29 protein-coding genes are annotated in these 26,033 nt (G+C 64.8%); 12 read left to right on the top strand and 17 right to left on the bottom strand.

Going from position 1 to position 26,033, the window contains the following annotated elements:
* Positions 1 to 7: 7 nt before the first annotated feature.
* Positions 8 to 406 carry a PaaI family thioesterase gene (locus QOL68_RS07210; RefSeq protein ID WP_204992807.1) on the top strand — a complete coding sequence of 133 codons (399 nt, stop codon included), beginning with the start codon at positions 8 to 10 and terminating at the stop codon, positions 404 to 406.
* Positions 407 to 466: 60 nt separating this feature from the next.
* Here QOL68_RS07210 and QOL68_RS07205 read toward each other — a convergent pair whose 3' ends face one another.
* A complete protein-coding gene (locus QOL68_RS07205; RefSeq protein ID WP_282948213.1) occupies positions 467 to 1,306 on the bottom strand; it encodes an outer membrane protein in 840 nt (279 codons plus the stop codon).
* 169 nt (positions 1,307 to 1,475) lie between these two features.
* Here QOL68_RS07205 and parE point away from each other — a divergent pair, with 169 nt between their 5' ends.
* Positions 1,476 to 3,455 (top strand): DNA topoisomerase IV subunit B, encoded by a 1,980-nt coding sequence (gene parE / locus QOL68_RS07200; protein WP_058455857.1) that lies wholly within the window; start codon positions 1,476 to 1,478, stop codon positions 3,453 to 3,455.
* Between the two features lies 1 nt (position 3,456).
* Positions 3,457 to 4,782: a serine hydrolase gene (locus QOL68_RS07195; protein ID WP_282948212.1), complete on the top strand. Its 1,326-nt coding sequence runs from the start codon at positions 3,457 to 3,459 to the stop codon at positions 4,780 to 4,782.
* On the opposite strand, the gene QOL68_RS07190 is transcribed toward QOL68_RS07195, so the two are convergent.
* Genes QOL68_RS07190 through uvrC form a run of 7 tightly spaced genes read right to left on the bottom strand, consistent with a single transcriptional unit; the run spans position 4,783 to position 11,383 of the window.
* On the bottom strand, positions 4,783 to 5,574 hold the full coding sequence (locus tag QOL68_RS07190) for a LysR substrate-binding domain-containing protein (protein ID WP_058455855.1): 792 nt from the start codon (positions 5,572 to 5,574) through the stop codon (positions 4,783 to 4,785).
* Positions 5,571 to 5,972 carry a Co2+/Mg2+ efflux facilitator ApaG/CorD gene (gene apaG / locus QOL68_RS07185; protein WP_204993061.1) on the bottom strand — a complete coding sequence of 134 codons (402 nt, stop codon included), beginning with the start codon at positions 5,970 to 5,972 and terminating at the stop codon, positions 5,571 to 5,573. The genes QOL68_RS07190 and apaG overlap by 4 nt, the downstream gene beginning before the upstream one ends.
* A 17-nt stretch (positions 5,973 to 5,989) precedes the next feature.
* Positions 5,990 to 7,195 carry a trans-sulfuration enzyme family protein gene (locus QOL68_RS07180; RefSeq protein ID WP_282948211.1) on the bottom strand — a complete coding sequence of 402 codons (1,206 nt, stop codon included), beginning with the start codon at positions 7,193 to 7,195 and terminating at the stop codon, positions 5,990 to 5,992.
* A 16-nt stretch (positions 7,196 to 7,211) separates the two neighbouring features.
* The gene (gene leuB, locus QOL68_RS07175; RefSeq protein WP_282948210.1) at positions 7,212 to 8,258 is read right to left on the bottom strand and encodes a 3-isopropylmalate dehydrogenase; all 1,047 of its coding nucleotides are present in this window, start codon (positions 8,256 to 8,258) and stop codon (positions 7,212 to 7,214) included.
* A gap of 48 nt (positions 8,259 to 8,306) precedes the next feature.
* Positions 8,307 to 9,044, bottom strand: a complete 738-nt coding sequence (gene recO, locus QOL68_RS07170; RefSeq protein WP_282948209.1) for a DNA repair protein RecO — start codon at positions 9,042 to 9,044, stop codon at positions 8,307 to 8,309.
* Complete coding sequence (locus QOL68_RS07165; RefSeq protein ID WP_282948208.1) at positions 9,032 to 9,424, bottom strand: PaaI family thioesterase; 393 nt, start codon at positions 9,422 to 9,424, stop codon at positions 9,032 to 9,034. Before QOL68_RS07165 ends, recO begins: the two co-directional genes overlap by 13 nt.
* A 24-nt stretch (positions 9,425 to 9,448) precedes the next feature.
* Positions 9,449 to 11,383 carry an excinuclease ABC subunit UvrC gene (gene uvrC / locus QOL68_RS07160; RefSeq protein ID WP_282948207.1) on the bottom strand — a complete coding sequence of 645 codons (1,935 nt, stop codon included), beginning with the start codon at positions 11,381 to 11,383 and terminating at the stop codon, positions 9,449 to 9,451.
* A gap of 70 nt (positions 11,384 to 11,453) precedes the next feature.
* Here uvrC and QOL68_RS07155 point away from each other — a divergent pair, with 70 nt between their 5' ends.
* Both QOL68_RS07155 and QOL68_RS07150 read left to right on the top strand, forming a co-directional pair.
* Positions 11,454 to 12,173, top strand: a complete 720-nt coding sequence (locus QOL68_RS07155) for an SDR family oxidoreductase (RefSeq protein ID WP_282948206.1) — start codon at positions 11,454 to 11,456, stop codon at positions 12,171 to 12,173.
* A gap of 11 nt (positions 12,174 to 12,184) precedes the next feature.
* On the top strand, positions 12,185 to 12,829 hold the full coding sequence (locus tag QOL68_RS07150; RefSeq protein WP_204992817.1) for a glutathione S-transferase family protein: 645 nt from the start codon (positions 12,185 to 12,187) through the stop codon (positions 12,827 to 12,829).
* 62 nt (positions 12,830 to 12,891) lie between these two features.
* On the opposite strand, the gene QOL68_RS07145 is transcribed toward QOL68_RS07150, so the two are convergent.
* From QOL68_RS07145 to QOL68_RS07110, 8 genes are all read right to left on the bottom strand, one after another.
* Positions 12,892 to 13,434, bottom strand: coding sequence for a F0F1 ATP synthase subunit B family protein (locus QOL68_RS07145; protein WP_204992818.1), 543 nt, complete (start codon positions 13,432 to 13,434; stop codon positions 12,892 to 12,894).
* A complete protein-coding gene (locus QOL68_RS07140) occupies positions 13,427 to 13,927 on the bottom strand; it encodes a F0F1 ATP synthase subunit B family protein (protein WP_204992819.1) in 501 nt (166 codons plus the stop codon). The genes QOL68_RS07145 and QOL68_RS07140 overlap by 8 nt, the downstream gene beginning before the upstream one ends.
* An 82-nt stretch (positions 13,928 to 14,009) precedes the next feature.
* Complete coding sequence (locus QOL68_RS07135) at positions 14,010 to 14,237, bottom strand: F0F1 ATP synthase subunit C (protein ID WP_003044110.1); 228 nt, start codon at positions 14,235 to 14,237, stop codon at positions 14,010 to 14,012.
* 41 nt (positions 14,238 to 14,278) lie between these two features.
* Entirely contained in the window at positions 14,279 to 15,064 is a 786-nt protein-coding gene (locus tag QOL68_RS07130) for a F0F1 ATP synthase subunit A (protein WP_204992820.1), read from the bottom strand.
* A 67-nt stretch (positions 15,065 to 15,131) separates the two neighbouring features.
* The gene (locus QOL68_RS07125) at positions 15,132 to 15,452 is read right to left on the bottom strand and encodes an AtpZ/AtpI family protein (RefSeq protein WP_058455844.1); all 321 of its coding nucleotides are present in this window, start codon (positions 15,450 to 15,452) and stop codon (positions 15,132 to 15,134) included.
* Positions 15,453 to 15,657: 205 nt separating this feature from the next.
* Complete coding sequence (locus tag QOL68_RS07120) at positions 15,658 to 16,053, bottom strand: YdbL family probable chaperone protein (protein ID WP_282948198.1); 396 nt, start codon at positions 16,051 to 16,053, stop codon at positions 15,658 to 15,660.
* Positions 16,054 to 16,069: 16 nt separating this feature from the next.
* Complete coding sequence (locus QOL68_RS07115) at positions 16,070 to 16,285, bottom strand: YnbE family lipoprotein (protein ID WP_282948196.1); 216 nt, start codon at positions 16,283 to 16,285, stop codon at positions 16,070 to 16,072.
* Positions 16,282 to 19,440, bottom strand: coding sequence for an intermembrane phospholipid transport YdbH family protein (locus tag QOL68_RS07110; protein WP_282948193.1), 3,159 nt, complete (start codon positions 19,438 to 19,440; stop codon positions 16,282 to 16,284). The genes QOL68_RS07115 and QOL68_RS07110 overlap by 4 nt, the downstream gene beginning before the upstream one ends.
* Positions 19,441 to 19,637: 197 nt before the next feature.
* On the opposite strand from QOL68_RS07110, the gene radC reads away from it, so the two are divergent.
* On the top strand, positions 19,638 to 20,327 hold the full coding sequence (radC, locus tag QOL68_RS07105) for a RadC family protein (protein ID WP_058455842.1): 690 nt from the start codon (positions 19,638 to 19,640) through the stop codon (positions 20,325 to 20,327).
* A gap of 217 nt (positions 20,328 to 20,544) precedes the next feature.
* On the top strand, positions 20,545 to 20,958 hold the full coding sequence (rnk, locus tag QOL68_RS07100; protein WP_058455841.1) for a nucleoside diphosphate kinase regulator: 414 nt from the start codon (positions 20,545 to 20,547) through the stop codon (positions 20,956 to 20,958).
* A 71-nt stretch (positions 20,959 to 21,029) separates the two neighbouring features.
* On the opposite strand, the gene QOL68_RS07095 is transcribed toward rnk, so the two are convergent.
* On the bottom strand, positions 21,030 to 21,467 hold the full coding sequence (locus QOL68_RS07095; protein ID WP_282948189.1) for an EF-hand domain-containing protein: 438 nt from the start codon (positions 21,465 to 21,467) through the stop codon (positions 21,030 to 21,032).
* Between the two features lie 198 nt (positions 21,468 to 21,665).
* Between QOL68_RS07095 and purB the strand changes: the two genes are divergently transcribed.
* The 5 genes from purB to trpB all read left to right on the top strand — a co-directional run bounded on the left by purB (position 21,666) and on the right by trpB (position 26,025).
* Positions 21,666 to 22,982 carry an adenylosuccinate lyase gene (gene purB, locus QOL68_RS07090; RefSeq protein ID WP_282948184.1) on the top strand — a complete coding sequence of 439 codons (1,317 nt, stop codon included), beginning with the start codon at positions 21,666 to 21,668 and terminating at the stop codon, positions 22,980 to 22,982.
* A gap of 60 nt (positions 22,983 to 23,042) precedes the next feature.
* On the top strand, positions 23,043 to 23,393 hold the full coding sequence (locus tag QOL68_RS07085; protein WP_282948182.1) for a lipopolysaccharide assembly protein LapA domain-containing protein: 351 nt from the start codon (positions 23,043 to 23,045) through the stop codon (positions 23,391 to 23,393).
* The gene (pyrF, locus tag QOL68_RS07080) at positions 23,390 to 24,064 is read left to right on the top strand and encodes an orotidine-5'-phosphate decarboxylase (RefSeq protein ID WP_058455837.1); all 675 of its coding nucleotides are present in this window, start codon (positions 23,390 to 23,392) and stop codon (positions 24,062 to 24,064) included. Before QOL68_RS07085 ends, pyrF begins: the two co-directional genes overlap by 4 nt.
* Positions 24,065 to 24,074: 10 nt before the next feature.
* The gene (locus tag QOL68_RS07075) at positions 24,075 to 24,704 is read left to right on the top strand and encodes a phosphoribosylanthranilate isomerase (protein ID WP_204992829.1); all 630 of its coding nucleotides are present in this window, start codon (positions 24,075 to 24,077) and stop codon (positions 24,702 to 24,704) included.
* 100 nt (positions 24,705 to 24,804) lie between these two features.
* Positions 24,805 to 26,025 (top strand): tryptophan synthase subunit beta, encoded by a 1,221-nt coding sequence (gene trpB, locus QOL68_RS07070; RefSeq protein WP_282948178.1) that lies wholly within the window; start codon positions 24,805 to 24,807, stop codon positions 26,023 to 26,025.
* The last annotated feature ends 8 nt before the right edge of the window (positions 26,026 to 26,033 follow it).

The following is a 26,033-nucleotide window of genomic DNA, read 5'->3' as shown; positions in this document are numbered from 1 at the left end:
GCGTCCGGTGAAGCCGTTCGGGCAGGATTTCCACTTTGCGCGCACGCTCGGCCTCGAGTTGGTCGAGCGCGGCGATGGCCGCTGCGTCATGGGGATCGACATCGAACGCGAGCGGCACTTCAACCCGCAGGGCGCGGCGCATGGCGGGGTTGCCTATAGCCTCGCGGATTCGGCGATGGGCGGTGCGATCACCAGCCTGCTCCCCGACGATCAATGGTGCGCGACGCTGGAGATCAAGTTCAACTACCATGCGCGCGTCGTCGAGGGTCGGCTGACGTGCGAGGCCGAGGTGCTGCATCGGGGCAAGCGCGTCGCCAATATCGATGCCCGGCTCTACCAGGAAGGCAAGCTGGTCAGCAGCGCAAACGGCAATTTCGCGATTTTCCCGGCGCCGAGCCTGTCCTGAACAGGCGAAAGGCGCCGGAGCCCACACGGTCCGGCGCCTCCCCGTCCGCTTTCCGAGAGGTCAGAAACGGAAGCTCAATGTCCCGCGCACGCTGTGCGTGCTAAAATGCGTACCGCTGCGCTGGATATCCGTGCCGCCACTATCGAGCAGGAAGGGATTTGTCGCCGGCGCGGTGCCGGGGCCGACATTCACGGCATAATCGTCGTCCTTAACATCGGTGTAGAGATATTCGAGGCCGACCGCGATGCTGTTGGTGACCATGATTTCGGCACCGCCGCCCGCGGCATAGCCCCAGCCATTGGTCTTTCCGTTGTCTGCGAAGCTATTCGCGGCGTTGGTCGTCGCGAACTTGTTGTCAAGCCGCGCATAGGCCGGGCCGCCGGTTACATAGAAAAGCGCGCCGCCGCCGGGGGTATACCCCGCACGCAGGCGGAGACTGCCCTGATAATCGGCCTCGCGGCTCATTGTATAGCTGGCGGGGGTAGTCGAAAAGCCGCTGACGCTATCACGCGCGACACTGTGGCCGCCCTCCAGCAAAGCGCCTACGACGAAATTGCCCATGCGCTGGTCGACGCCGATACGACCGAAGAATTCGGGCCCGTCCTTGTCGTTGCGACACCCGATGTTCGCTGTGCCGGTCGCGGTGCCGTTGCAGAAACCCGGCGAGAATGCGTTTGCGCCAGCCACCGTCGTGACGGTATCGCCATAGGCGCCGTCGCGATCGGTGTCGAAGACCAGCGTTTCACCGCGATCGCTGCCCTGCAGAGTGCCACCGCCGCCGATCGTGACATAGGCGCCGTTGAAGTCCTGCGACTTGTCGCGGTCACCGGTTTCCTGCGCCATCGCCGGGGCGGCGGTCAGAACCGCTGCGGAAGCAGCGAGGAGAGCTGTAAATTTCATATTATTCTCCACTTTTTGAATGACTTTGCAGTCGGTGGAGCAACCCCCGTAGGATGGACCGGTTTCATCGCCGTGCCGAAAACGGGACGAACCGAGGCCGCCAAATCGGGCCGTGGCGCCATGAAAAGCGCGCTTGCCAGCGGCCTTTATGGACCCGTATAGCCATATTATGAGTCACGATTTGTTCGACAGCAACCAGCCCGCGACCGAAAGCTACAACGCCTCGCAGATCGAGGTCCTGGAAGGGCTCGAACCTGTCCGCCGTCGCCCCGGCATGTACATCGGTGGTACCGACGAGCGGGCGCTCCATCACCTTGCTGCCGAAGTCATCGACAACAGTATGGACGAAGCCGTTGCCGGCCATGCGACGCGCATCGAGATCATTCTCGATGTCGGCAACCGCCTGACGGTAATCGACAACGGCCGCGGTATGCCGGTCGACCCGCACCCGAAATTCCCCGGCAAATCGGCGCTCGAGGTCATCATGACCATGCTCCATTCGGGCGGCAAGTTCGAGGGCAAGGCCTATGCTACCTCTGGCGGTCTCCACGGGGTCGGCGTCAGCGTCGTGAACGCGCTGTCGATTGAAACCACGATCGAAGTTGCGCGATCCAAGCAATTGTACAGACAGTCTTTTTCGCAAGGCGTTCCGCAAGGCCCGCTCGAGGAGCTCGGCCCTACCCCGAACCGCCGCGGCACCAGCGTGTCGTTCGTGCCCGACCCCGCAATCTTTGGCGAGCATGGCCGCTTCAAGCCGCAGCGCCTGTACCGGATGGCGCGGTCGAAGGCCTATCTGTTCGCGGGCGTCGAGATCCGCTGGAAATGCGCGCCCGAGCTGATCGGCGACGACACGCCCGCCGAGGCCGTGTTCCAGTTTCCCGGCGGCCTTGCCGACCATTTGAAGGAGCAGATCGGGACGCGCGAATGCGCGACCGCCGAACCCTTCGTCGGTCGGCAGGATTTTTCCGGCGAGCAAGGGCGCGCCGAATGGGCGATCGCCTGGCCGCTGTGGTCGGACGGCAGCTATAGCTGGTATTGCAACACCATTCCCACGCCCGCCGGCGGTACGCATGAGGCGGGGCTGCGGGCCGCGCTGACCAAGGGGCTGCGCGCCTTCGGCGAGTTGATCGGGCAAAAGAAGGCGGCGCAGATCACCGCCGAGGACGTGTTCAACGGCGGCGAGATGATGCTGTCGGTGTTCATCCGTGATCCGCAGTTCCAGAGCCAGACGAAAGACCGGCTTTCGAGCCCGGAAGCGGCGCGTTTCACCGAAAATGCGGTGCGCGACCATTTCGACCATTTTCTGTCGGACAATATGGACCGCGGCCGTGCGTTGCTCGGGCTGGTCCTCGAACGGATGGACGAGCGTTTGAAGCGCAAGGCCGAGCGCGAGGTCAAGCGCAAGACCGCGACGAGCGGTCGCAAGTTGCGTCTGCCCGGAAAGCTCACCGACTGTGCGAACGATGGACCGGAAGGCACTGAATTATTTATCGTCGAAGGCGATAGCGCGGGCGGCAGCGCGAAGCAGGCGCGCGACCGCAAGACGCAGGCGATCCTGCCGATCCGTGGCAAGATCCTTAACGTGGCCAGCGCAAGCGCCGACAAGATCCGCGCCAATCAGGAAATCGCCGACCTCGCGCTCGCGCTGGGCTGTGGAATGCGCAAGGATTGCGACGCCGATCGGCTGCGCTACGACAAGATAGTGATCATGACCGATGCCGATGTCGACGGCGCCCACATCGCGACCTTGCTGATGACCTTCTTCTTTCAGGAAATGCCGGACATTGTACGCAACGGGCATGTGTATCTGGCGCAGCCGCCGCTTTATCGGCTGACGGCGGGCGCGACTTCGGCCTATGCGCGCGATGACGCACACCGGGCGGAGCTGGAAGCGACGGTTTTCAAAGGAAAAAAGGTCGACGTGGGGCGTTTCAAGGGTCTCGGCGAGATGAATCCGAACCAGCTCAAGGAAACGACGATGGACCCGGCGACGCGCTCGCTGCTCAAAGTCACGCTGCCGCAGGAATATGAGGAGCGTCAGGGCGTCAAGGATCTCGTCGACCGATTGATGGGCAAACATCCCGAGCATCGCTTCCAGTTCATCCAGGCAAACGCCGCGACGCTCGACGAGGCGTCGATCGACGCCTGATATGCGCGCAACGGGGTATCGCCGCTTTCTCTTCGCGATTGCGGCGCTGCCTTGCTCGCTGTTGCCGCTGTCAACATCGGCGCAGACTGCGGCTGAGCAGACCGCTCCGGCGACCACCGCGTTCGAGCGCCGGACCGCGCAATTGCCCGATGTTGTCGCCGATAACATTGCATTTGACGACTATTTCGCACCGATGTTCCGGGCTGAGGTTCCACAGTCCCGGTTTGCGGAGATCACCCGGAGCCTCATCGCGCAATATGGGCGTCCGCTAGGCATCGAGTCCGCGCAATCGGCGGACGGCCGCTCGGGAACGCTCAAACTTCGGTTTGAAAAAGGGACGGCGACAGTCAGGCTCGATGTCGGGGCGACCGCCGACGAGCGCGTTACCGGCCTGCTGATTACGGGCTTTACCGTCGATGGCGACGACTTCCATCACATTGCCGCCGATCTGGCGGGCCTGCCGGGCGCCACAGGCTTTCTGGTCGCCGAACTCGACGGCGATGCCATCCGCACCATTGCGAGTGCGAACGCCGATCGACAATATGCGGTCGGCTCGACCTTCAAACTCTATATCCTCGACGAGCTTGCCGTCCAGATCGCGGCGGGCAAGCGGCGCTGGCGCGACGTGGTCCTCCTGTCGCATTCCAGTTTCTCATCGGCCGCCACGGCAAACTGGCCGAAGGACACGCCCGTCACGCTGCAGACGCTGGCGAACTGGATGATTTCGGTGAGCGACAATGGCGCGGCGGATACATTGCTCCATCTTCTCGGCCGCGATGCGATCGAGGCGCGGATGCGAGCGGCGGGGCATAGCGAGCCCTCGCGCAATATCCCCTTTCTCTCGACCGTCGAGGCCTTCGCACTCAAGGGCAATAATTTCACCGCCGAACGTGCAGCCTTCATCGGCGCAGACGACAAGGCGCAGCGCAGGCTGATCGATGCCAACGCCGGCCGACTGACCCTCGCCAATGTCGACGGCGTCAGCTTTACGGCGGGGCCACGCTTCATCGGCGAGCTGGAATGGTTCGCGTCGCCGCGGGATATCGCACGGCTGATGGCCGACCTGCGCCGGCGCAATTCGGCACCGATGATGGCAGCGATGGCAATCAACAACGGCGTTGGACCGGTCGCGGCCGAGCCGTGGCGCTACCTCGGCTACAAGGGGGGATCCGAAAACGGCGTGTTGTCGATGAGCCTGCTCGGCCAGCGCAAGTCGGACGGCAAATGGTTCGTCGTGACCGCGAGCTGGAACAATCCCGAGGCCAATGTCGAAACCGACCGGCTGGTCGGACTGGTGACGCGCCTGCTGGCGCTCGCCGCCAAATGATCAGACCGTCAGCGCAGCGACCAGCGCCTTGACCTTCGTCTGCCGCCACTGCGGGGTCGGGGCGACGAGCCAATAGCCGCGTTTGACGGCAAAGGCCTCGCGCACCAGCCGGACGCGGCCAGCGGCGATATCGGCCTCGGCCAGCATCGCGGGGACGTTCGCATAACCCAGACCGTTGGCGGCAGCGTCGATTGCAAGCCCGGCATCGCCGAGGCGCAGGGCCGGCTCGCCTTCATCGACCGGGCATCCGGGCCAAGCGATGCGCGTGTCGCTGTCGCTGCCGGGCCCCGCGACGGTCACCATCATCGCCTCGGCGAGCGGTACGCCTTCATGCTCGCCGGCTCCGTCGGTCCAGAAGATCGCAAGGTCGAGGTTCGCTTCGGTGAAGTCGATCCCGCCATCGGCCGAAACGAGCGTGAAGCGCACATCGGGTGCCTGCTGGCTGTAACGCGCGAGCCGGGGTGCGAGCCATTTTGCGGTGAGGTCGCGCGGCGCCGCAATCGTCAGCGACTGCGACGATTGCCCGGCCTGCATTGCGCGAACCGATTCCTCGAACTGCAGGAAGCCCTGGCGCAGGGCGTCTAGGCCGGCATTCGCCTCGCCGGTCAGTTCGAGCCCCTTTGGCGTGCGGCGGAACAGCACCACGCCAAGCATGTCCTCGAGCGCGCGGATCTGCTGGCCGACGGCCGCGGGAGTCACGGCGAGCTCGTCGGCTGCGCGCGTGAAGCTCAAATGCCGGGCAGCGGCGTCGAAAACGCGAAGCGCGTTGAGCGGCAGGTGGGTGCGCTTCATGACGCGGTCGCAGGCGCCACGAGGGGAAAGTGCGGGATGGCAACGAGCATCTGCGAATCGTCGCCCATCTCCATCGTATAGCTGCCGACCATCGACCCCTCGGGGGTTGGCAGCGGGCAACCGGAAACATAGTCGAACGCGCCGCCGGGCAGGATCAGCGGCTGTTCACCGACGACGCCCTCCCCCTCGACTTCGCTGATCTGGCCGCGTCCGTCGCTGATCCGCCAGTGACGGGTGAGGAGCTGCGCCGGCACCTCGCCATGATTCTCGATCCGGACATGATAGGCCCAGAACCAGCGACTGAGCGCCGGGTGCGACTGTTCGGGCAGATAGCTGACCGACACACGCACGGTGATCGGCCCCGTGGTCGCCGAGAAAGGGAAGAAGGAGTCGATCATCTCCATCGCAAAGTCGCCTAAAGCCCGACCTTGGTCAATGCCTGGTCCAGATCGGCGATCACATCGCGCGGATCTTCGAGGCCGACATTGATACGCAGCATCCCCCCGACGACGCCCATGTCCGCGCGTGCTTCGGCGCTGACGCTATAGTGGGTGGTCGATGCGGGATGGCAGCAAAGGCTCACCGCGTCGCCGATATTGTTACTGATATCGACGAGTTCCAGCGCGTTGAGCATCGCCATGGCCTGCGCGCGGTCTTCAAGGACGAACGAGAAGATGGGGCCGCACGCCTCCATCTGGCTCATCGCCAGATTATGCTGCGGGTGGCTGGCGAGGCCGGGGTGCAGGATGCGCGGGACGCGGCTCTCGACGAACTTGCCGACCGCGAGCGCGTTTTCGGATTGTCGCCGCGCGCGAAGATCGAGCGTCTCGAGTCCTTTCAGCACCACCCACGCGTTGAACGGCGACAGGTTCGGCCCGGTGTTTCGCTGGAACGGCAGCAGCACATCGTTGATGAACTTCTCGCTCCCGCAAACGGCGCCCGCGAGAACACGGCCCTGCCCGTCCATCAACTTGGTCGCCGAGTAAGCGACGACGTCGGCGCCGAACTCGAGCGGCCGCTGGAGCACGGCAGTGGCGAATGCATTGTCGACAACGGTCGTGATGCCATGCGCCTTCGCGAGCGCGCAGACATGCTTCATGTCGACGATATCCATCGTCGGATTGGCCGGCGTCTCGAAGAAGAAGACCTTCGTGTTCGGTCTGATCGCCTTTTCCCACGCGTCATTGTCGCGGCCGTCGACGACGGTCGTCTCGATCCCGAAGCGGGGGCACAGGCTGTCGACCAGCCAGCGGCACGATCCGAACGCTGCCTTGCCGGCGACGATATGGTCGCCCGCGGACAATTGGCACAGCAATGCCGTCGTCATCGCCGCCATCCCCGTCGCCTGGGCACGGCACGCCTCGGCACCCTCCATTAACGCGATCCGTTCCTCCAGCATCGCGACGGTCGGATTCTGCAGACGCGAATAGGTCATGCCCGGCGCTTCGCCGGCAAAGCGCGCCGCGACCTCTTCGGCGCTGTCATAGGTGTAGCCGGACGTCAGGAAGAGCGCCTCCGACGTCTCTCCATGCTCGCTGCGCCAGGTGCCGCCGCGCACGGCCTGCGTTGCCGGATGCCAGCCCCTTGTCTTGCTGCGATCGAAACCCGTGGTCTTTTTCATGTCATCGTCCGTAAAACTAGTTCGTCAGCGCGGCAACGACCGCGTCACCCAAGGCCGCGGTGCCCATGTTGCCGCCGAGATCGGCGCCGCGGCAGCCGTCGGCAAGCACCCTGGCCACCGCTGCCTCGATCCGCGCGGCATTGGCTTCGTCGCCGCCCGAATGGCGGAGCAGCATTGCGAGCGACAGGATCATCGCCAGCGGGTTCGCGATCCCCTTCCCCGCGATGTCGGGCGCGCTGCCATGGATCGGCTCGTAGAGCCCCGTCGTTCCTTCGCCAAGCGATGCCGATGCGAGCAGCCCGATCGACCCTACGCACATCGACGCCTGATCCGACAGAATGTCGCCGAACAGATTGCCGGTCACGACCACATCGAACTGGCCGGGATTGCGCACCAGCTGCATCGCGGCATTGTCGACATACATATGGCTGAGCTCGACGTCGGGATAGTCCTTCTCGACTTCGATCACCACGTCGCGCCACAGCTGCGAGGTTTCGAGCACATTCGCCTTGTCGACCGAGCAAAGGCGCTTGCGACGTCCTTGCGCCGCACGGAAGGCGACATGCGCGATACGTCGTACTTCGCTCTCGCTGTACGACATGATGTCATAGCCTTCGCGCTCGCCGCTTGCCGTCTTGCGCGTGCCCTTCTCGCCGAAATAGACGTCGCCGTTGAGCTCGCGAACGATCAGCAGGTCGATCGCCGAGGCGATTTCGGGACGCAGCGCCGAACTGCCCTCTAGCCCCGGGAACAGTTTCGCGGGGCGAAGGTTGGCAAACAGCCCAAGCTCCGAACGCAGTCCGAGGATCGCCTGCTCGGGGCGCAGGTGGCGCGGGGCGCTGTCAAACCGCGCATCGCCGACGGCGCCGAACAGCAGCGCATCCGCAGCCTTTGCCTTCGCCAGAGTCTCGGGCGGCAGCGGATGGCCGGTCGCTTCATAAGCGGCGCCCCCGACAAGCGCGCGGTCGAGCATCACCGGCAGGGCAAGCGCCGCGATTACCTTCTCGGCTTCCGCCATGATTTCCGGACCGATACCGTCGCCGGCCAACAGCAGGATTTTCAATGCTTCGCCCTTTCGTGTCCCGCCAGCCGCTTAGACAGCGGCGACGCGTCACGCAACCGCCCTGCCCAGCCGGTCGACCAATCTTTCTCTTACGGTCAGCAAGTCACGGTTGCGCCCGTCGAGGACGTCGCGGGCGAGGAAATGGCCGGTGATGGTCAGCGCGTCGAGCACATCGTTCATCGAAGGGCTGGCGTCGAGGCCGCGCAGGAAAGGTGGCAGTCGAAAAAGTCGCCCTTCATAGCCTTGCGCCGCTCCGATGCTGACCGCCCCGCCCGACTTGGGGCTGACGAAAGCGAGGTCATCGAGTGCGCCTGTCACAACACATTGTTCGAGGTCGAGGCCAAACCCGAGTTCGGCGAGCAGCAACAGTTCGTACCGCGCCAAGGCGGCCGCCCATTGGCGTGCCGATGCCGCCACGCCGATTGCATCGAGGACCGCGGAAAGCGCCGCATGGAGCGCGGGATAGGGTTGGCTTTCGGGCAGCGTCGCGGCGGTCAGGCTTGTCGCCCAATCGATCGAAGCCGCCGCAAGCGGTTCGGCCAGCAGGGGCGCACGGCTCTGCAGCAGTTCGACCGTCGCACCGCCAAGCTGTTCCTCGGTTCGCGCGCGAAGGTCGAGCGCGACGAGATTGCCCGGTATCAGGATCGGTCGAAGCCGCCTCGACCGCCCGCCGCGGACATAACCCGCAACGAGCCCAGCCTCCCGCGTCAGCGCGCGCAGGATCGCGCCATGCTCGCCATGCGCGCGCACCGCGCAGACGATCGCATCGGCGGTCAGGCTGGCCAAAGCACCATCTGCGTTTGCGTCACCAGCGCAACCTCGGCGCCTTCTTCGGTTCGGATGCGTGTCTGCCAGACCGACAGGCGCTTGCCGATCTTCACCGGGGTGGCTTCGCCGACGAGGATCGAGCCAAGCGGGCCACCGCCGAGGAAATTGGTCTTGCTCTCGATCGTCGTCGTGCCCGTGGCCCCCTCGGGCAAGGTCAGGAACGCCCCGACCGCACCGAGGCAGTCCGCAAAGGCCATAATCGCGCCGCCATGGACGATGTTGCCCGCGGTGCAGATCTCGGGTCGTACCGGGAGCTTGCCCGCGACGCGGTCCTTGCTGCCCTCGTGGATCGAGACGCCCAGCGTTCCAGCGAGCGGCATCGTTGCTGCGAAATCCATGTGCCTCTCCTCAGCCTGCCGGGTTCAATTGCCCGGATTATAGAAATCATAAACCGCCTGTGCGACGCCGGCGCTGACGCCCGGCGCCTTTTGCAAATCCTCCAGACTTGCGCTGCGGATCGCGCGCGCGGTGCCGAAATGCATCAGCAGCGCCTTCTTGCGGGCCGGACCGACGCCCGGCACCTCGTCGAGCGGCGAACTGCCCATCGCCTTCGCCCGCTTCTGACGGTGGGCGCCGATCGCGAAGCGGTGCGCCTCGTCGCGCAGCCGCTGGATATAGAAGAGCACGGCATTGTTCGTCGGCAAGGAGAATTCGCGCCCATCAGGCAGGTAGAAGGTCTCGCGTCCGGCGTTGCGATCCGGCCCCTTGGCGACGCCGACATAAGGCAGGTCGTCGATGCCAAGCTCTGCGAGCACCGATCCCGCCGCCGACACCTGCCCCTTGCCGCCGTCGATCAGCACCAAGTCGGGCCACTCGCCCTTCGTCCGTTCGGGATCCTCTTCGATCGCGCGCGCGAAACGGCGCTGGAACACCTCGCGCATCATCGCAAAATCATCGCCCGGCCGCGTCTCCGCGCGCTTGATGTTGAACTTGCGGTATGCGCCCTTGATCCACCCCTCCGGCCCCGCAACGACCATCGCGCCGAGCGCGTTGGTGCCCTGGATGTGGCTGTTGTCGTAGATTTCGATACGCTGCGGCGGCCCGTCGAGGTCGAACAGGTCGGCCAGCTCGCGGCCGAGCTTCGCCTGCGTGCTGCTTTCGGCAAGCCGCCGGTCGAGTTCTTCCCCCGCGTTGCGCACCGCCTGTTCGAGCAGCCGCTTGCGGTTGCCGCGCTGCGGCACGCTGATCTCGACCTTGCGCCCGGCGATTTCACCGAGCGCCTCGGCCAGGAGATCTGCCTCGTCGGGTTCACGATCGACGAGGATCAGCTTCGGCGGCGGCACGCCTTCATAGAATTGCATCAGGAAACTTTCGAGCACCTCGCTCTCGGGCACGCCCGCGATGTGCGCAGGGAAGAAGCTGCGATGCCCCCAATTCTGGCCGCCACGGATGAAGAAGCCCGCGATACAGAGCTGTCCGCCCTTGGCCGCGAGCGCAAAGACGTCCGCGTCTCCCAACCCGTCGGCGTGGACCGACTGCGTGCCCTGAATGAAAGTCAGCGCCTTCAGCCGGTCGCGAAGCACCGCCGCCTGCTCGAAATCCATCGCCTCGGCGGCGTTGGTCATCGCATCGCCTAGGCGTTTCTGCACCGCGGTCGAGCGGCCTTCGAGGAAATCCTGGGCGTCGCTCACCAGCCCGGCATAATCCTCCTTCGAGATGCGATCGACGCACGGCGCCGAGCAGCGGCGGATCTGGTAGAGCAGGCAGGGGCGCGACCGGTTCGCAAAGAAGCTGTCGGTACAGCTTCGCAGCAGGAAGGTCTTCTGGAGCGCGTTGAGCGTGCGCCCGACCGATCCGGCGCTCGCAAACGGACCGTAATAGCGCCCCTTGGCCCGCCGCGCGCCGCGATGCTTCTGGACGCGCGGGAAATCATGGTCGGTGCGGAGCAGGATGAAGGGGAAGCTTTTGTCGTCGCGGAGTAAAACGTTGTACGGCGGGCGATAGCGTTTGATCAGCTGCGCCTCGAGCAGCAGCGCCTCGGCCTCGCTGTTGGTGGTGACGATCTCCATTGCGCGCGTCTGCGCCACCATGCGCTGAAGCCGCTGCGGCAGCCGCGCGACCTGCGTATAGTTGGTGACGCGATTCTTCAGCGCGCGCGCCTTGCCGACGTACAACACCTCGCCGCGCGCATCGAGCATCCGATACACGCCGGGACGGACAGGCAGCTTACGCACGACGCTGCGGATCACCTCGGCGCCGCGTTCGAGGTCGGGCTTGTCGGCCCCCTCGCCGTCGCCGCGGACGACATAGGCGGATTTCTCTTCGTTGAATCGGTCGGGAGCGTTCGGGCGAACCATGATTTTGCATGTAGGCGAGGACGATGCGACCCGCCATAGTGTCCAAGGTAAAACAGCGCGGGAGGGACAAATGGATGTTCGCGGCAAAGTCGCTTTGGTTACAGGCGGCAGCGACGGGATCGGGCGCGAGATCGCGCTGCAATTGCGGAGCGCGGGCGCGGATGTGACCGTCACCGGACGCTCGGCCGAGAAATTGCAGGCGATGGCGTCGCTCGGCTTCGGGACGATCGCGGGCGATCTGTCGACGCCGGCGGGTGTCGATGCCGTCGTCAACGGCGTGGCGGGCAAGCCGCTGGCGGTCCTCGTCAACAACGCCGGGGTCGGCAGCGACTATGACCTCGACACGCCCGACACGCTCGACAGCGCCGCGCACTGCATCCGCACCAATCTCGATGCGCCGATCGCGCTCTGCACCCGGTTGCTGCCGACGCTCCGCGCGCAGCCCGAGGCGGCGATCGTGAACGTCACCTCGGGCCTGGCCATTGCGCCGCGCGCCGGGGGTTCGATCTATTGCGCGACCAAGGCGGGGCTCCGCAGCTATACGCAGGCGATCCGGCACCTCCTGAAGGACAGTAATGTCCGCGTGATCGAGGCCCTGCCGCCCGTCGTCGAAACCAACATGACCGCGGGCCGCAGCGGCAAGAAGATGAGCGCACACGACTGCGCAGCGGAGATCGTCGCGGGCATTCGCACCGGCAAGCGCGAGGTCAACGCCGGACTGGTGAAGCTGCTCCAGCTGGTGAACAGCATCTCGCCCGCGCTAGCGCGGCGGATCATGATCCGGTTCTGAGGACCGCACAGGTGATCACCTTATATGGCGAAGGGCGCGGGTTTCGGGTCGCGTGGCTGATGGAGGAATTGGGGCTGCCGTACCGCCTGCGGCAGGTCGACCTGCTTGGTGGGATCGAGAAGGACAGCGAATTTCTGGCAATCAATCCCGCCGGCTTCATCCCGGCGATCGTCGACGGGGAGACCGTGATGGTCGAATCGATCGCGATCTTGGAATATCTGCTCGCACGATACGGTCCCGGGCAGCTTGCGCCATCGCCCGGCGATGTCGACTTCCCGGCCTATCTCCAGTTCCTCCATATGGGCGAGACGGGGCTGGCAGGACCGATCAATGCGATCGTCGCCACCCTCATCCTCGCCCCCGAAAGCGAACAGGCGAACTGGACCACCAAATGGGCCCGCGAAACCTTCGAAAGCCGCCTCGGCCTCGTCAGCCGCCAGTTGTCGAAGACGCCCTATGTCGCAGGTGACCGCTTCACCGCCGCAGATATCTCTGTGACCTATGCCCTGCAATTCGCCCAGCGCACGATCGGCTACGCACTTGGTGACATCGAGCGAGCCTATGTCGCCCGCACGACTGCACGCGAGGCCTATGCGCGGGCGATGGATAGCTGTTCAGCCACCAAGGCGTGGGTCGCCGGCCTGACCATCCCTTAGCCGACCATAGCAAAACGCCCGCGGAAATCCGCGGGCGCCTTGTCCCTGCGATATCGAAGGGCTCAGCCCTTCGCGACCGCCGCGATCGCGTCGTCGATCAGCGCTTTATCGGCTTTCGCGTCATGCTTGTCCGCGATCAGCCTTGCCGCCGCGTCGGTCGCTGCCTTTGCGGCTGCGGTGCGAACTTCGGCAAGGGCATTGGCTTCGGCCGCAGCGATACGGTCTTCGGCCATCTGCTTGCGCCGCCCGATCAATGCGGTCGCATCTTCTTTCGCCTTGGCGACGAGCGCTTCGGCTTCAGCGTCGGCGCGGGCGCGCATTTCGTCGGCTTCCTTCGCCGCTCGGGCGAGCTTCGCTTCATACTCGGCCTTCAGCGATTCGGCGTCGAGGCGAAGCTGTTCGGCTTCCTTGAGCTGCTTCGAAATCTCGGCAATCTTGTTGTCGAGCATGGCGCCGATCGCCGCCGGCACCTTCTTCCAGACCAGAATGCCCAGGAAGACGAGCATCGCGATCGAGACCCAGACGGTCGCGTCCAAGCCGAATGCGGTCGGATCGGCGTGCACTTCGCCTGCGGCTTCGGACAGGATGATGGAGACATTAGCCATGAAGCACCGCCTTTACCGCCGCCTTGGCGTCCGCCGCCGCGACCTTCGCACCCGACAGCTTGGCGACGAGGTCGCTTGCCGCTTCGGCCGCGACCGATTCGATTTCCGCCATCGCCGACTTGCGGGCAGCGGCGACCTCGGTTTCCGCCGCCGCAAGCTTGTCGCCAAGCTCGGCGTCGACTTTCGCCAGACGCTTTTCGGCATCCTTCACGGCCTTGTCTTTCGCGTCGGCAACCGCCTTCTGCGCGGCGGCGCGGCTCGCGTCGCTTTGCTGGCGGTAGCTTTCCTCGAGGTTATCGGCAGCCGCATGGGCCGCCTTCGCCGCCGCCAGATCGTCGGCAACCTTGCGGTCGCGCGCGTCAACCGTCGCTTCGATCTTGGGCAGCATGCCGCGGCCGATCACGACATAAATGCCGGCGAACACGACCAGCAGCCAGAAAAGCTGCGAGGCAAGATACCAATTGTCAGCGGTGAGCTGGGCTATCTGGGGCATGGAAGGCGAACCCTAAAACTTGAAAACCTTCGGATGGTGCAGCCGGCCCCGCAGGGAGGCCGGCGTCACCCGATCGTCGAAATCAGACGACGAAGAGCAGGATCATCGCAACGACGAACGCCAGCAGGCCGAGAAGTTCGGCAGCGGCGAAGCCGATGAACAGGCGGCCCTGCTGGCCGTCGGCGGCCGCGGGGTTGCGCAGTGCGCTTTCGAGGAAGCTGCCGAAGACATTACCCACGCCGATGGCGGCCATGCCGGCACCGATAGCGGCGAGACCTGCACCGATCAGCTTTGCTGCTTCTGCGTCCATTATACTACTCCTTGGGTGTAAGCGTTTATTGCGAAACGAAATTAGTGAAGGTTGACCGCGTCGTTAATGTACAGCGAGGTCAACAGGGCGAAAACATAGGCCTGGATGCCGGCGACGAGCAGTTCGAGCGCACTGATGCCGATCATCAGGGTGAAGCTGAGCACCGACACGACCGAACCGATCACCAGATTGTCAGCGTTGAAACCGTTGATCACGAAGCCCGACAGCACCTTCAGCAGCACGTGGCCGGCGGTCATTGCGACGAAAAGACGCAGGCCGAGGCTGAACGGGCGGATCATGAAGGAGATGAACTCGATAACCGCGATGAAGGGAATCATCGGCAGCGGCGTACCGTGCGGCACGAACAGCGAGAAGAAGTGCAGACCATGGCGCCAGAAGCCGACGACGAGGACGATCGAGAAGGACAACAGCGCCAGAACGCCGGTGATCGCGATGTGGCTCGTGACGGTGAAGGGATGCACGCCGAGCACGCCGAGCGGCAGCATGCCGAGCAGGTTGCAGAAGAGGATGAACATGAAGAGCGAAAAGACGTAAGGCGTATATTTGCGCCCTTCGGTCCCGATATTCGCGGTCATCATGTTCGAGATGAAGCCGGTAAAGCTTTCGACCGCGACCTGCCAGCGGCCCGGGATCAGTTGGCGGCGCATCCCGCCCCACATGAAGAGGCCGAGGACGACCGCTGCGATCACCATCCACAGCGCACTATTGGTGAAGAACACTTCATGCCCGCCAAGGTTGAAACCGCCGCCTAGCGGGGTCACCTCGAACTGGTGCATCGGGTCGATCTTGCCGGATTCCGCCGCCACTCTTCACTCCACGCGCATTGCGGGGCGGCGCGTTCGGCCGTCCCGCGGAAATTTCCTTTGCGACCCGCTATTTGCGGGGCGTCGATGTCAGGCGAATGATGTTCCGGAACGCCACGACGATCCCCAGGAACAACATCACCAACAAGCCCCAGGGCGACGTGTCCGCGAAACGATCGATCAGCCAGCCGAACAGCCCGCCCCCGATCAATCCGCCCAGCAGTTCGGCCAGAACGCGGTTCCCGAGCCGGTAGTTGGCATCGGATTCCGGTCCGGCATTCACTGCGGTCCGCTCCGCTTCTGCGGCTTCGGCCCGGTCCAATCGCTTTTCGAGCGAGACCAGACGCGAATCCTCCGAAGCTGGTTCCGGATCGCTGCCATTCTCCGTCATTTTCCGCCATCCTCCTGAAACAGAGCCGAAATACTCGCCTCTGCCTGCAAAAAAAGGCCCGAAAATTCGGGAGACCCCTAAGGCGCGGCCCGTTTAGGAACGACGCCCGATTAAGTCAATGCTTGGCTGTCACACGCAAAAATGCCGCCGCGTTTAGGGGCGCGGCGGCATCTGCGGCCCGCGGGCCGCCTTGCAATCCATCATCTTACGGGCAGCGCGAATCCCGCACCGGCGCGCCGCTGTCGCGGGTCAGCCAGCGGCCATCGGGCGCCTTGTATTTTTCGCCCGGGCGCGTCTTGGCGATCAGGTTGCACCCGGTGACGAAGGCGAATTGCTCGACCGTGCTGCCTGCCGGCGCGCCGCTGGTGTAGGCCGCCTTGCGCTTGATGTTGATGTCGTTGACCATGTCGCGCACCGCGGAGGTCGGGCTGGTGACAAAGCCCAGATAGCCGTCGGGCTGCTCACCGATCTGCCCCGCCGAACGCGCCGCCTCATACGCCGGATCGCGTTGCGCCATGGCGGAAGGTACCGCCAGCGCCACCGCTGCCGTCACGGCCACCGCCGCCATTGCCCATCCCGCCAGTTTTCCCAGTTTCAACATCGTTATTCCCATCTCGTCAGAATATTCCGCTATTCTGCTCAATCAGCTTTTTGGCATCTCCATCAAGCTTGTACACAATTTCCTGCTTGATGTTGATGTTGAGATTGATCTCGATCGGCTTGTCGGGCGTTTCGATCTGGACGCAGCCGCCAAGCGCCGCTGTCCCCATCATTATCACCACGAACCGCCGTCCGATCATCAGCCTCCGTTCGCTATTTTCGTTTGTAGTCATTGCACGGGCTCGCTTTCTGGGGGCTGAACAGGGTTCGGTTGACCTGCCGTGGCCGCTTCCTGTTGCTGGATCAACTGGGTGAGATTCTGTTCGATCCACACCGTGGGATCGTAAAGTCCTTTGGCGGAGGTCACGAGTTGCCGGAACGGTCCCGTAACCTTCACGTTGAACACGAGAGGAATCTTGGCGATCCGGCTGGTCAGAAAATTGCGCGTCGCGCCTGCGCCCTGCCCCACGCCGCCAAAACGGATATCGGTCACCATTTCGCCGTCGAGGTCCCCGTTCAGGATGATCGTAAGATCGTCATATTTGAGACTGCGCAGCGCGCCAAAAGCAAAATTCGCGATCGTGCCGAGATTATGGTTCGACAACTCACCGACATAAGCGAGCGTACCGCCGCCATCGCGCGCGTCGATCCGCCCATCGACAATCCGCCCACCGAGCCCGTCGAATTCGACGGGCAGCGTGCCGTCGAACTTGCCGGTCGCGTTGATATTGTCGAAGCCGAAATTCTGCAGGAACACCGCGGCCTCGACGCCGACGACGTCGAAGGACAGCCGCCGCGGCTGATCGGCGGCGAAATTGAGCGTTGTCGGGTGAAGCAGCAATTCGCCGCCGGCAAAGGGCCAGCGCCCGCCCTCTATCCGCACCCGGTTGTCGCCGAGCAGCTCATATTCGATCGCGCCGTCGACCACGGGAATGCCGGGGTTGACCTCTTGCACCCGCGCCTTCTGACGCGGCGCGGTCTTCAGGCCGAGCAGATCGTCGAAGGTCAAGGTCGTAGTCAGGCCGGTCACGGGGCCGAAGGCGGCCGCCAGATCGGTGTTCGCGGTGGCAAAGGTTCCGCGGCTCTTCACACCGTCGGCGGTCCATTCGATATGCCCGTCCCCGACGACCGACCCCTGGACGTTTGCAACGACACCCAGCGCCAGATGGGTGAGCTGATCGGGTTGGAAACCTTCGCCGAAGCGCAGCTCGCGCACCAGAAGATCGGCCGAGCCGGTTCCATCACTCAGGCGATGTCGAATCACCGTGTCGAGTATCTTCGTCCCCGTCTTTCGCTCGCTGAAACCGGCGGTTGCGTCGATCACGCCGCCGGCGAACCGGAGACTGGCGTCGCGACTGACGAGCGGCTCGAATCGGTCGACCTGCTCGGCGTCGGCAAGCGCCAGTCCACCGTCCAGCGTCAGCGTGCCGCCGGCCCAGCGCCAGCGACCGTCGATTTCGCTCATCTCGAGCGGGACGGCGCCGATCTTCCCGCTCGCCCCGGCCAATTCGCCCGCCATGCCGTGCGGCGCGTTCCGCCCGGCGATCCGCCGCGCCGCGAAACGCGTCACGCTGTCGCCCTGCCCAAGCCGGACGTCGGCGAGCGCAATCGCCCAGCGCATCGTCGCGAGATCGATCTCGGCACTGCGGGCATCGAAACCGAAGGCAGAGGAACCGCTGGCCCCGCGGAGCCTGATTCCCGGAATGCGGATTGCACCGCGCAGGCCGCCCGGACCGGCGCTCAGCAATGGCATGTCCGGGCGGCTGCACAGGTCCATGCCCGCCTTGTCGAGCCGGAAGCCCGATAGGGCAATCCGGTCGATGCCGATCCGGGTACATCCACCGTTGAGCGCGAAATCGCCGGTCGGAGCGAGCGCGCCGGCGAGCGGAATGCTCAGCCGGTCGACGCGGCCATCGCCGATCGGCCCCGAAAGCTCGGCCCGTGTCGCGAAGCGCAGCGGGCCGCCCGGTTTGCCGGAAAAGCGGATCGCGTCGAGCGCAAGCCGGGCGCCTTCGGCCGCATAGGCGTCGAAGCGCGCGAGGCCGCTCACCGACCCGTCGGCGCTGCGATCGAGCGTCAGCGAACCCGACGGCAGATCGCCGCCGCCGAAGGTCCAGCTCCCGTTTGCTGTCACTGCGGGTTTGGGGCCCCCGAAAAGATAGGCGATCCGGCTGCCGTCGCTGCCGATGAAGCGCCCGCCGCTGGCGCTCGTCAGCCTGGGCTCCAGCAGGTCGATTCGCGCCTCGGCGCCTGCGCCCTTCAATGCGAACGCCGTTTCGCCGCTCGTATCGGCGAGCATGGCCGCAAGCGCCTTCGCCGCGCGGCTGGCCAGCGGGCCGACCGGGCTTCCGGACCATTCTTCGGCGCCAGCGACGATCGACCGGCGAAGCGCGACGCTGCCGCTTGCCTGCGAAACGCGGATGCTGCCTTCGATCGTCGGAGCCTGCTTGCCGACGATGCCCTTCGCGGTCAGCGTGACGCCGCGCGCCGCGAACGCTTCGCCATGAAGCCCGGCGATCGCTGCGCCGACATCAATCGCGGTCCGGTCGGAGGTGCCGTCGAACGCGGCGTTGACGCCGAGCCGGTCGGCCGTAATCGCCATCGCGACAAGTTTCGCGATGCTCGCGTCCGCCTTGCCGCTCCAGCTTCGCAGATTTTCGGAGAGCGACACATCGAGCGCGATCTGCGGCGACACGGCGCTGACGCGGCCGTCGGCGCAGCTGAGTAAGGAGCCGCGCAGCGGACCGTTGATCCGCGGCCGTACATTCCGCACGTCGACCGTGCCGTAAAAGCTCGCGTCGCGCACCGAGCAGCCAGCGGTGGCGATCCGGGGCGCCACGAGGGCCAGCTTGCCCGAAAAATCCCGGCGCAGGTTGCCGCTGCCGTTCAGCGCGGCGCCAACATTGCCCCACGGGGTTTCGACCCGCGCGCGGGCATCGGCAACCCTCACCCAAAGGTCGGGCAAGGCGAAGGGGGTAGTGTCCGTCGGATCACGGAACCTGTCGAGCGAGCCCAGCGACAATCGCCCGTCGACGAAGCGGCCGTAGAGGCGAACGCCATCGGCGATGACGCCCGATACATAGGGGCCCGACCAGCCATAGCCGATACGCACCTCGACATGGGTGGCGGTGAGGTCGGGCCGCGCCGGATCGCCGATGACCAGATGGGACAATTGTTCGGAGCCGAAGCCGATCTTGTCGATCGTGTAACTAGCCTGGATCCCGCGACTGTCGAACTGGTCTCGAATGATCCTGTCGGCGATCGGTTCGCGCGCCATCCACGCCACCGCCGCAAGCGCGACGACGGCGCCCGTCGTCATCCAGCGCTTCTTGAACAATATCCTGTGCATATGCAGCCGCCGTCGCGGCGCCGCTTCCCCGGCGGTCATGCCGGTACCGAAGCGGCTATGGTGGCGGATGACGTCACGACGCTTATGCTCTTTTCCTCATGCGCCCCCGGCAGGTCCGTCCCTGCCCGCCAGATAACGCCAGAATGGCGCAATTGGCTGCAACAATAGGGACGTAGCCATAGGCCGGGAACCTTATGTCCGTTGAGTGCGCCCCACAAGCTGGTTATGCCCGCGCCATGGCCGATGCACCCGCACCCCTTCACGACCACAGCGGCCACCGCGCGCGCCTGCGCTCCCGCCTGCTGACCGATCCCGAGGGCATGGCCGATTACGAGCTGGTCGAATATTTGCTCGCGCTGGCGATCCCGCGTCGCGACACGAAGCCGCTCGCGAAGGCGCTGCTCCACGAATTCGGGTCGTTGGCACAACTGGCAAGCGCCGATCCCGAATCGCTTCGCCGTGTCAGCGGCATGGGGGACACTGCCGTCGCCGCGCTGAAAATCGTCCAGGCGACGAGCCTGCGGATGCTGAAGGGCGAGTTCCGCGAGAAGCCTCTGCTGTCCAGTTGGGACGCGCTGCTCGATTGGCTGCGCGCCGACATGGGGCCGATCGATATCGAGCGCGTGCGCATACTCTATCTTAACTCGCGCAACATGCTGATCCGCGATGAGGTGGCGAGCGAGGGCTCCATCGACCAGTCGGCGATCTATGTTCGCGAGGTCGTGAAGCGCGGCCTCGAACTCGGTGCGGCTGCGATCATCGTCGTCCACAATCATCCGAGCGGCAATCCAGAACCGAGCCGGCAGGATATCGCGATCACGCGCGAGCTTGCGGCGGCCGCGGGCAAGCTTGGCATCGTCCTTCACGATCACATCGTTATCGGCGGCGCCGACCATCGCAGCCTTCGCGGGCTCGGCCTGCTGTAGCTGCACGCTTTACTTGTTGGCGCGGGCAGCACATCATCGCGCCATGCAGATTCGGCAGCACCATCTTCGCTTCCGCCACCATGGGGGACAGCTTCTCGCGGGCATCTAGCCCCGGGTTCCGGCGCGTCACGCCCCGGCAGCCCGGGGTGAAACTTCCGAAACTTCCAGATGGGAAGCCTTTCGGGCGCCCGTCCCCTATTCTGCTGAAAGCATCCCCATGACCAACGCAAAGGCCGTCAGAAAGCCGCCCGTCCATATGATCGATCGTGAGGCCGACGCGCTCACCGACCTCGCGATCGGCGTCGAAAAGCGCATGCCGCAAGTCAGCGAGCTTCTGCTCCGCGAGATCGGCCGCGCGACAATCCACAAGGAACGTCACGTCCCGCGCGACGTGGTGACGATGAACAGCGAGGTCGATTTCGTCGACGCGGCGAACGGCGCCGTCCGCAGCGTGCGCCTCGTCTATCCTTCCGACGCCGATATCGCGACAGGGCGCATTTCCATCCTCACGCCCGTCGGCGCCGGGTTGATCGGAATGCGTGCCGGTAGCGCGATTCTCTGGCCCGACCGCGACGGGCAGGAACGCGCGCTTACCATCCGTGCAGTCCTGCAGCCGCCGCGCGCGGCATGACCTGCCCGGTGCGAAGCAGCCGCCGGATTTCTCCGACGGCTGCGACGCTCCTTTACCAACGGCGCTGAAAATCAGGCGCCGCGCGACAGGAAGCCGGTCAGTTCGTCCTTGCTGACGGCACCCGATTTGTCGGCGTCCGCCGCTGCCCAAGCCTGGCCGACCCAGGTTTTGACCTGCTCCGATTCGGGATCGATCGACGGCTCGGTCGCGGTGCGCAGCTTCTTCATCCAGGCCGCGAATTCCGACTGGTTGAGGTCGCTGCTCTTGTCCGCGTCATAGGATGCGAACTCTTGATTGACGATCTGCGCAACCTGTGCGGGCGTGGCGGCCGCGCCCGAAGGTGCCGGCTTGGCGGCTTCACCCGCGGACGGAGCGCTCGCGGGAGCAGGCGCAGCCGGATCGGCCTGCTCGGCAGGCGGGGGCGCGGTCGGGTCGGCCGGCGGCGTATTCTGGGCCAGCGCCGGGAAACTGACAGCGACGGCGCCGATCAAAAGGACTTGCTTCATCATGATTATTCTCCTGTAGCGGCGGCCGACCAGCGGTTGCGATCGAGCGCCTTCGGGAACGGGCACAAGATCAACCGCGCGGGCTTCGGGGAAGTTGCGTGGTTGCCGCGATTGGCTAAACGCCCCGGCCCTGCTAGGGGGCGCCCCGTCGCGAATTCGCTGCCGATTTGCGACGAAGCGACACAAAAGGAAGGAATTTCAATGGTTCCGCGTTACGCTCGGCCCGACATGACGGCTATATGGTCGCCCGAGAATCGTTTTCGCATCTGGTTCGAGATCGAAGCGCATGCCACCGACGCGCTTGCCGAGCTGGGAACCGTTCCGAAATCCGCCGCCAAGGCCTTGTGGGAATGGTGGGCCACCAATCCGAAAATCGACGTCGAGGCGATCGACGCGATCGAGGTCGTCACCAAGCATGATGTGATTGCCTTCCTTACGTGGGTCGCCGAAAATGTCGGCGATGAAGCACGCTTCATGCATCAGGGCATGACGTCGAGCGATGTGCTCGACACCTGCCTCGCGGTGCAACTCAGCCAGGCGGCCGACCTCCTGCTCGCCGACCTCGACGCGCTGCTCGAGGCGATCAAGCGCCGCGCCTACGAGCACAAGCTCACGCCGACGATCGGCCGTAGCCACGGCATCCACGCCGAACCCGTCACCTTCGGGCTGAAGCTCGCCGAGGCCTATGCCGAATTCTCGCGCTGCAAAGCCCGCCTCGTCGCCGCGCGCGCCGAGATCGCGACCTGCGCCATCTCGGGCGCCGTCGGCACCTTCGCGAACATCGACCCGCGCGTCGAGGCGCATGTCGCGGCGAAGCTTGGCCTCGCGATCGAGCCGGTCTCGACGCAGGTCATCCCCCGCGATCGTCACGCGATGTTCTTCGCCGTGCTCGGCGTCATCGCTTCGTCGATCGAGCGTCTGGCGATCGAGGTCCGCCACCTCCAGCGCACCGAAGTGCTCGAGGCCGAGGAATATTTCTCGCCGGGCCAGAAGGGCTCGTCCGCAATGCCGCACAAGCGCAACCCGGTGCTGACCGAAAATCTGACCGGCCTTGCGCGCATGGTCCGCAGCGCCGTCATCCCCGCGATGGAGAATGTCGCGCTGTGGCACGAACGCGACATCAGCCATTCGTCGGTCGAACGTTTCATCGGCCCCGACGCGACGATCACGCTCGACTTCGCGCTCGCGCGCCTGACCGGGGTCGTCGACAAGCTGCTCGTCTATCCCGAGCGGATGCAGAAGAATCTCGACCGCATGGGCGGCCTCGTCCATTCGCAGCGCGTCCTGCTCGCGCTGACGCAGGCGGGCGCTAGCCGCGAGGACAGCTACGCACTCGTCCAGCGCAACGCGATGAAGGTCTGGGAATCGGACGGACAGCTTTCGCTGCTTGAACTGCTCAAGGCCGATGCGGATGTGATGGCACGCCTGTCGGCCGAACAACTCACCGAATTGTTCGATCTCGGCTATCACATGAAGCAGGTCGACACGATCTTCGATCGCGTTTTCGGCAAGGCATAGGCTGGAAACGCTCGCAAATCTGTCATAGGGTCGAGGCCAGCCTGCGGAGGAGCGAAGCGAATGGGGACGTTGCGGACGATCATCTGGGTTCTGCTGACCGCGGTGCTGGTGATATTTGCGATGGCGAACTGGCGCGTCGTTACGGTCACGATCTGGCCCGGCTGGGAAGCGGAGACGAAACTTCCTTTGGTCGTGCTGGTCTCCTTCCTGATCGGTAGCGTGCCGATGTGGATCGCGCTTCGCACCACGCGCTGGTCGATGAAGCGTCGACTCGACACGAGCGAACGGCAGCTTTCGGATTTGCGTGCACTCGCCAATCGACCGGTCCAGCCGGCGTCGGCGCCCGCCCCTGCGGCGACGCCGCCCGCGGGCGGCACCAACTCCCCAACCCTGCCACTGGATATTCCATGACCTCCCCCATCTATCTTGCCATCGACACCCCGCATCTCGACGCCGCGCTGACGCTGGCGCAAAAGGTGCGGCATCATGTCGGCGGGCTCAAGCTGGGGCTCGAATTCTTCTGCGCCAACGGCCATCATGGCGTGCACGAAATGGCGAAATTCGGCCTGCCGATCTTCCTCGACCTCAAGCTGCATGACATTCCGAACACCGTGGCCAAGGCGATCCAGGCGCTGCGGCCGCTCGAAGCCGCGATCCTGACCGTTCACGCCGCCGGTGGCCGCGCGATGATGGAAGAGGCCAAGGCGGTGGCGGGTCTCAACACGAAGGTTGTCGCGGTGACCGTCCTCACCAGCCTCGATGCGCCCGACCTTGAAGATATAGGCGTCGTTGGGGCTCCCGACGATCAGGTCGTCCGTCTGGCCAAGCTGGCGCGCGAATCCGGGCTCGACGGCATCGTTTGCTCGGGCCGCGAGGTGAAGCTGGCGCGCAAGGTCTGGCCCGGCGGTTTCTTCGTCGTCCCCGGCGTCCGCCCGGCGAATGGCAAGGTCGGCGACCAGAAACGGGTTGTCACGCCCGCCCAGGCCATGTCGGATGGCGCCTCGATCCTCGTCGTCGGCCGCCCGATCAGCCAGTCGGCCGACCCCGATCTCGCCGCGCGCGAGATCGAAGCCACGCTCTAGAAAGTATTCCATGCCACCGTTGGTGAAGATTTGCGGGCTGTCGACGCCCGAAACGGTCGATGCTGCCATTCGTCTCGGCGCGACCCATATCGGCCTTGTCCACTATGAGCCGAGTCCGCGCCATGTCGCGCTCGATCTCGCGGCCGAACTGCGTCAGCGCGCGCAGGGCAAGGTCAAGGTCGCGCTGCTGCTGGTCAATGCCTCGCAGCAATTGACCGGTGATGCGCTCAGCAAGGTTCGCCCGGACATCGTCCAATTCCACGGCAACGAGACGCCCGAATGGCTCGCGCGGGTGAAGCGACTTGTACCCGCGGAGGTCTGGAAAGCCGTGGGACTGAGGGATGCCGGGACGCTGGAGCGTGTCCGGCAATATGAAGGCGCCGCCGATCGTATTCTCTACGACGCTCCTGCCGCATCGCTTCCGGGGGGTACCGGGACGCGTTTCGACTGGTCGCTGCTCAAGAATCATCGCCATGCAATCGACTGGGGTGTCGCGGGCGGCCTGACGCCCGCGAATGTCGGGCAGGCGATCGCCGAGACCGGCGCGCCGCTCGTCGATGTTTCATCGGGTGTCGAAAGTGCACCGGGCGTCAAGGATGTGGACAAGATCGCTGCTTTCCTTAAAGCGGTCGCCGCATGATGACACGGTTCGCCTCCGTCACGGCTATCGGCAAACGATGGCGCTGATCGCTTGAGACTATCTCGAAGCGCGTGCCCCAACCTTGCCGATGGAAATGATCATGACTGAGACCACGACCCTTCCGAACAGCTTTCGCACCGGACCCGACGAGCGCGGCCATTTCGGCCAGTTCGGCGGCCGCTATGTCGCCGAAACGCTGATGCCGCTGATCCTCGACCTCGAACGTCACTATCGCGCGGCACAGGCCGACCCGGCTTTCAAGGCCGAGTTTGACCATCTGCTGAAACATTATGTCGGTCGCCCGAGCCCGCTGTGGTTTGCCGAGCGGCTGACCGAACACCTCGGCGGCGCGAAGATCTATTTGAAGCGCGAGGATCTCAACCACACCGGCGCGCACAAGATCAACAATTGCATCGGCCAGATCCTGCTCGCGAAGCGGATGGGCAAGACAAAGATCATCGCCGAGACCGGCGCCGGCCAGCACGGCGTCGCGACCGCGACCGTCGCCGCGCTGTTCGGCCTGCCCTGCACCATCTTCATGGGCGCCGTCGACGTCGCGCGGCAGCAGCCCAATGTGTTCCGCATGAAGCTGCTCGGCGCCGAAGTCGTCGCGGTCGAGAGCGGCGCGAAGACGCTGAAGGACGCGATGAACGAGGCGCTGCGCCACTGGGTCGCGAACGTCCACGACACCTTCTACATCATCGGCACCGTCGCGGGGCCGCACCCCTATCCCGAGCTTGTTCGCGATTTCCAGTCGGTGATCGGCGACGAAGCCCGTGAACAGATTCTCGAAGCCGAAGGTCGCCTCCCCGACATGCTGATCGCTCCTGTCGGCGGGGGCTCCAATGCGATCGGGCTGTTCCATCCCTTCTTGGATGACGCCGAAGTCGAGATCGTCGGGGTCGAAGCCGCCGGCGAAGGTCTGGAAGGCAAGCATGCCGCCAGCCTGGCGGGCGGCAAGCCGGGCATCCTCCACGGCAACAAGACCTATCTGCTCCAGGACGAGGACGGCCAGATCACCGAGGCGCACAGCATCTCGGCGGGGCTCGACTATCCGGGCATCGGCCCCGAGCATAGCTGGCTCCACGAAATCGGCCGCGTCCGCTACGAACCCGTCACCGACGCCGAGGCGCTCGCGAGCTTCCAGAAGCTGACCAAGCTCGAAGGCATCATCCCCGCGCTCGAAAGCGCCCACGCGATCGCCGCCGCCGAACGCATCGCGCCGACGCTGGGCAAGGACAAGATCATCATCGTCAACTGCTCGGGCCGAGGCGACAAGGATATCTTCACGGTGGCGGATGCGTTGGGGGTAGCGCTCTAAAAGCCCTC

The sequence above is a fragment of the Sphingopyxis sp. Geo25 genome (genome assembly GCF_949769135.1).
In the GTDB taxonomy this organism is placed as follows: Bacteria; Pseudomonadota; Alphaproteobacteria; order Sphingomonadales; family Sphingomonadaceae; genus Sphingopyxis.
This window is presented reverse-complemented; position numbering and strand designations above follow the sequence as displayed.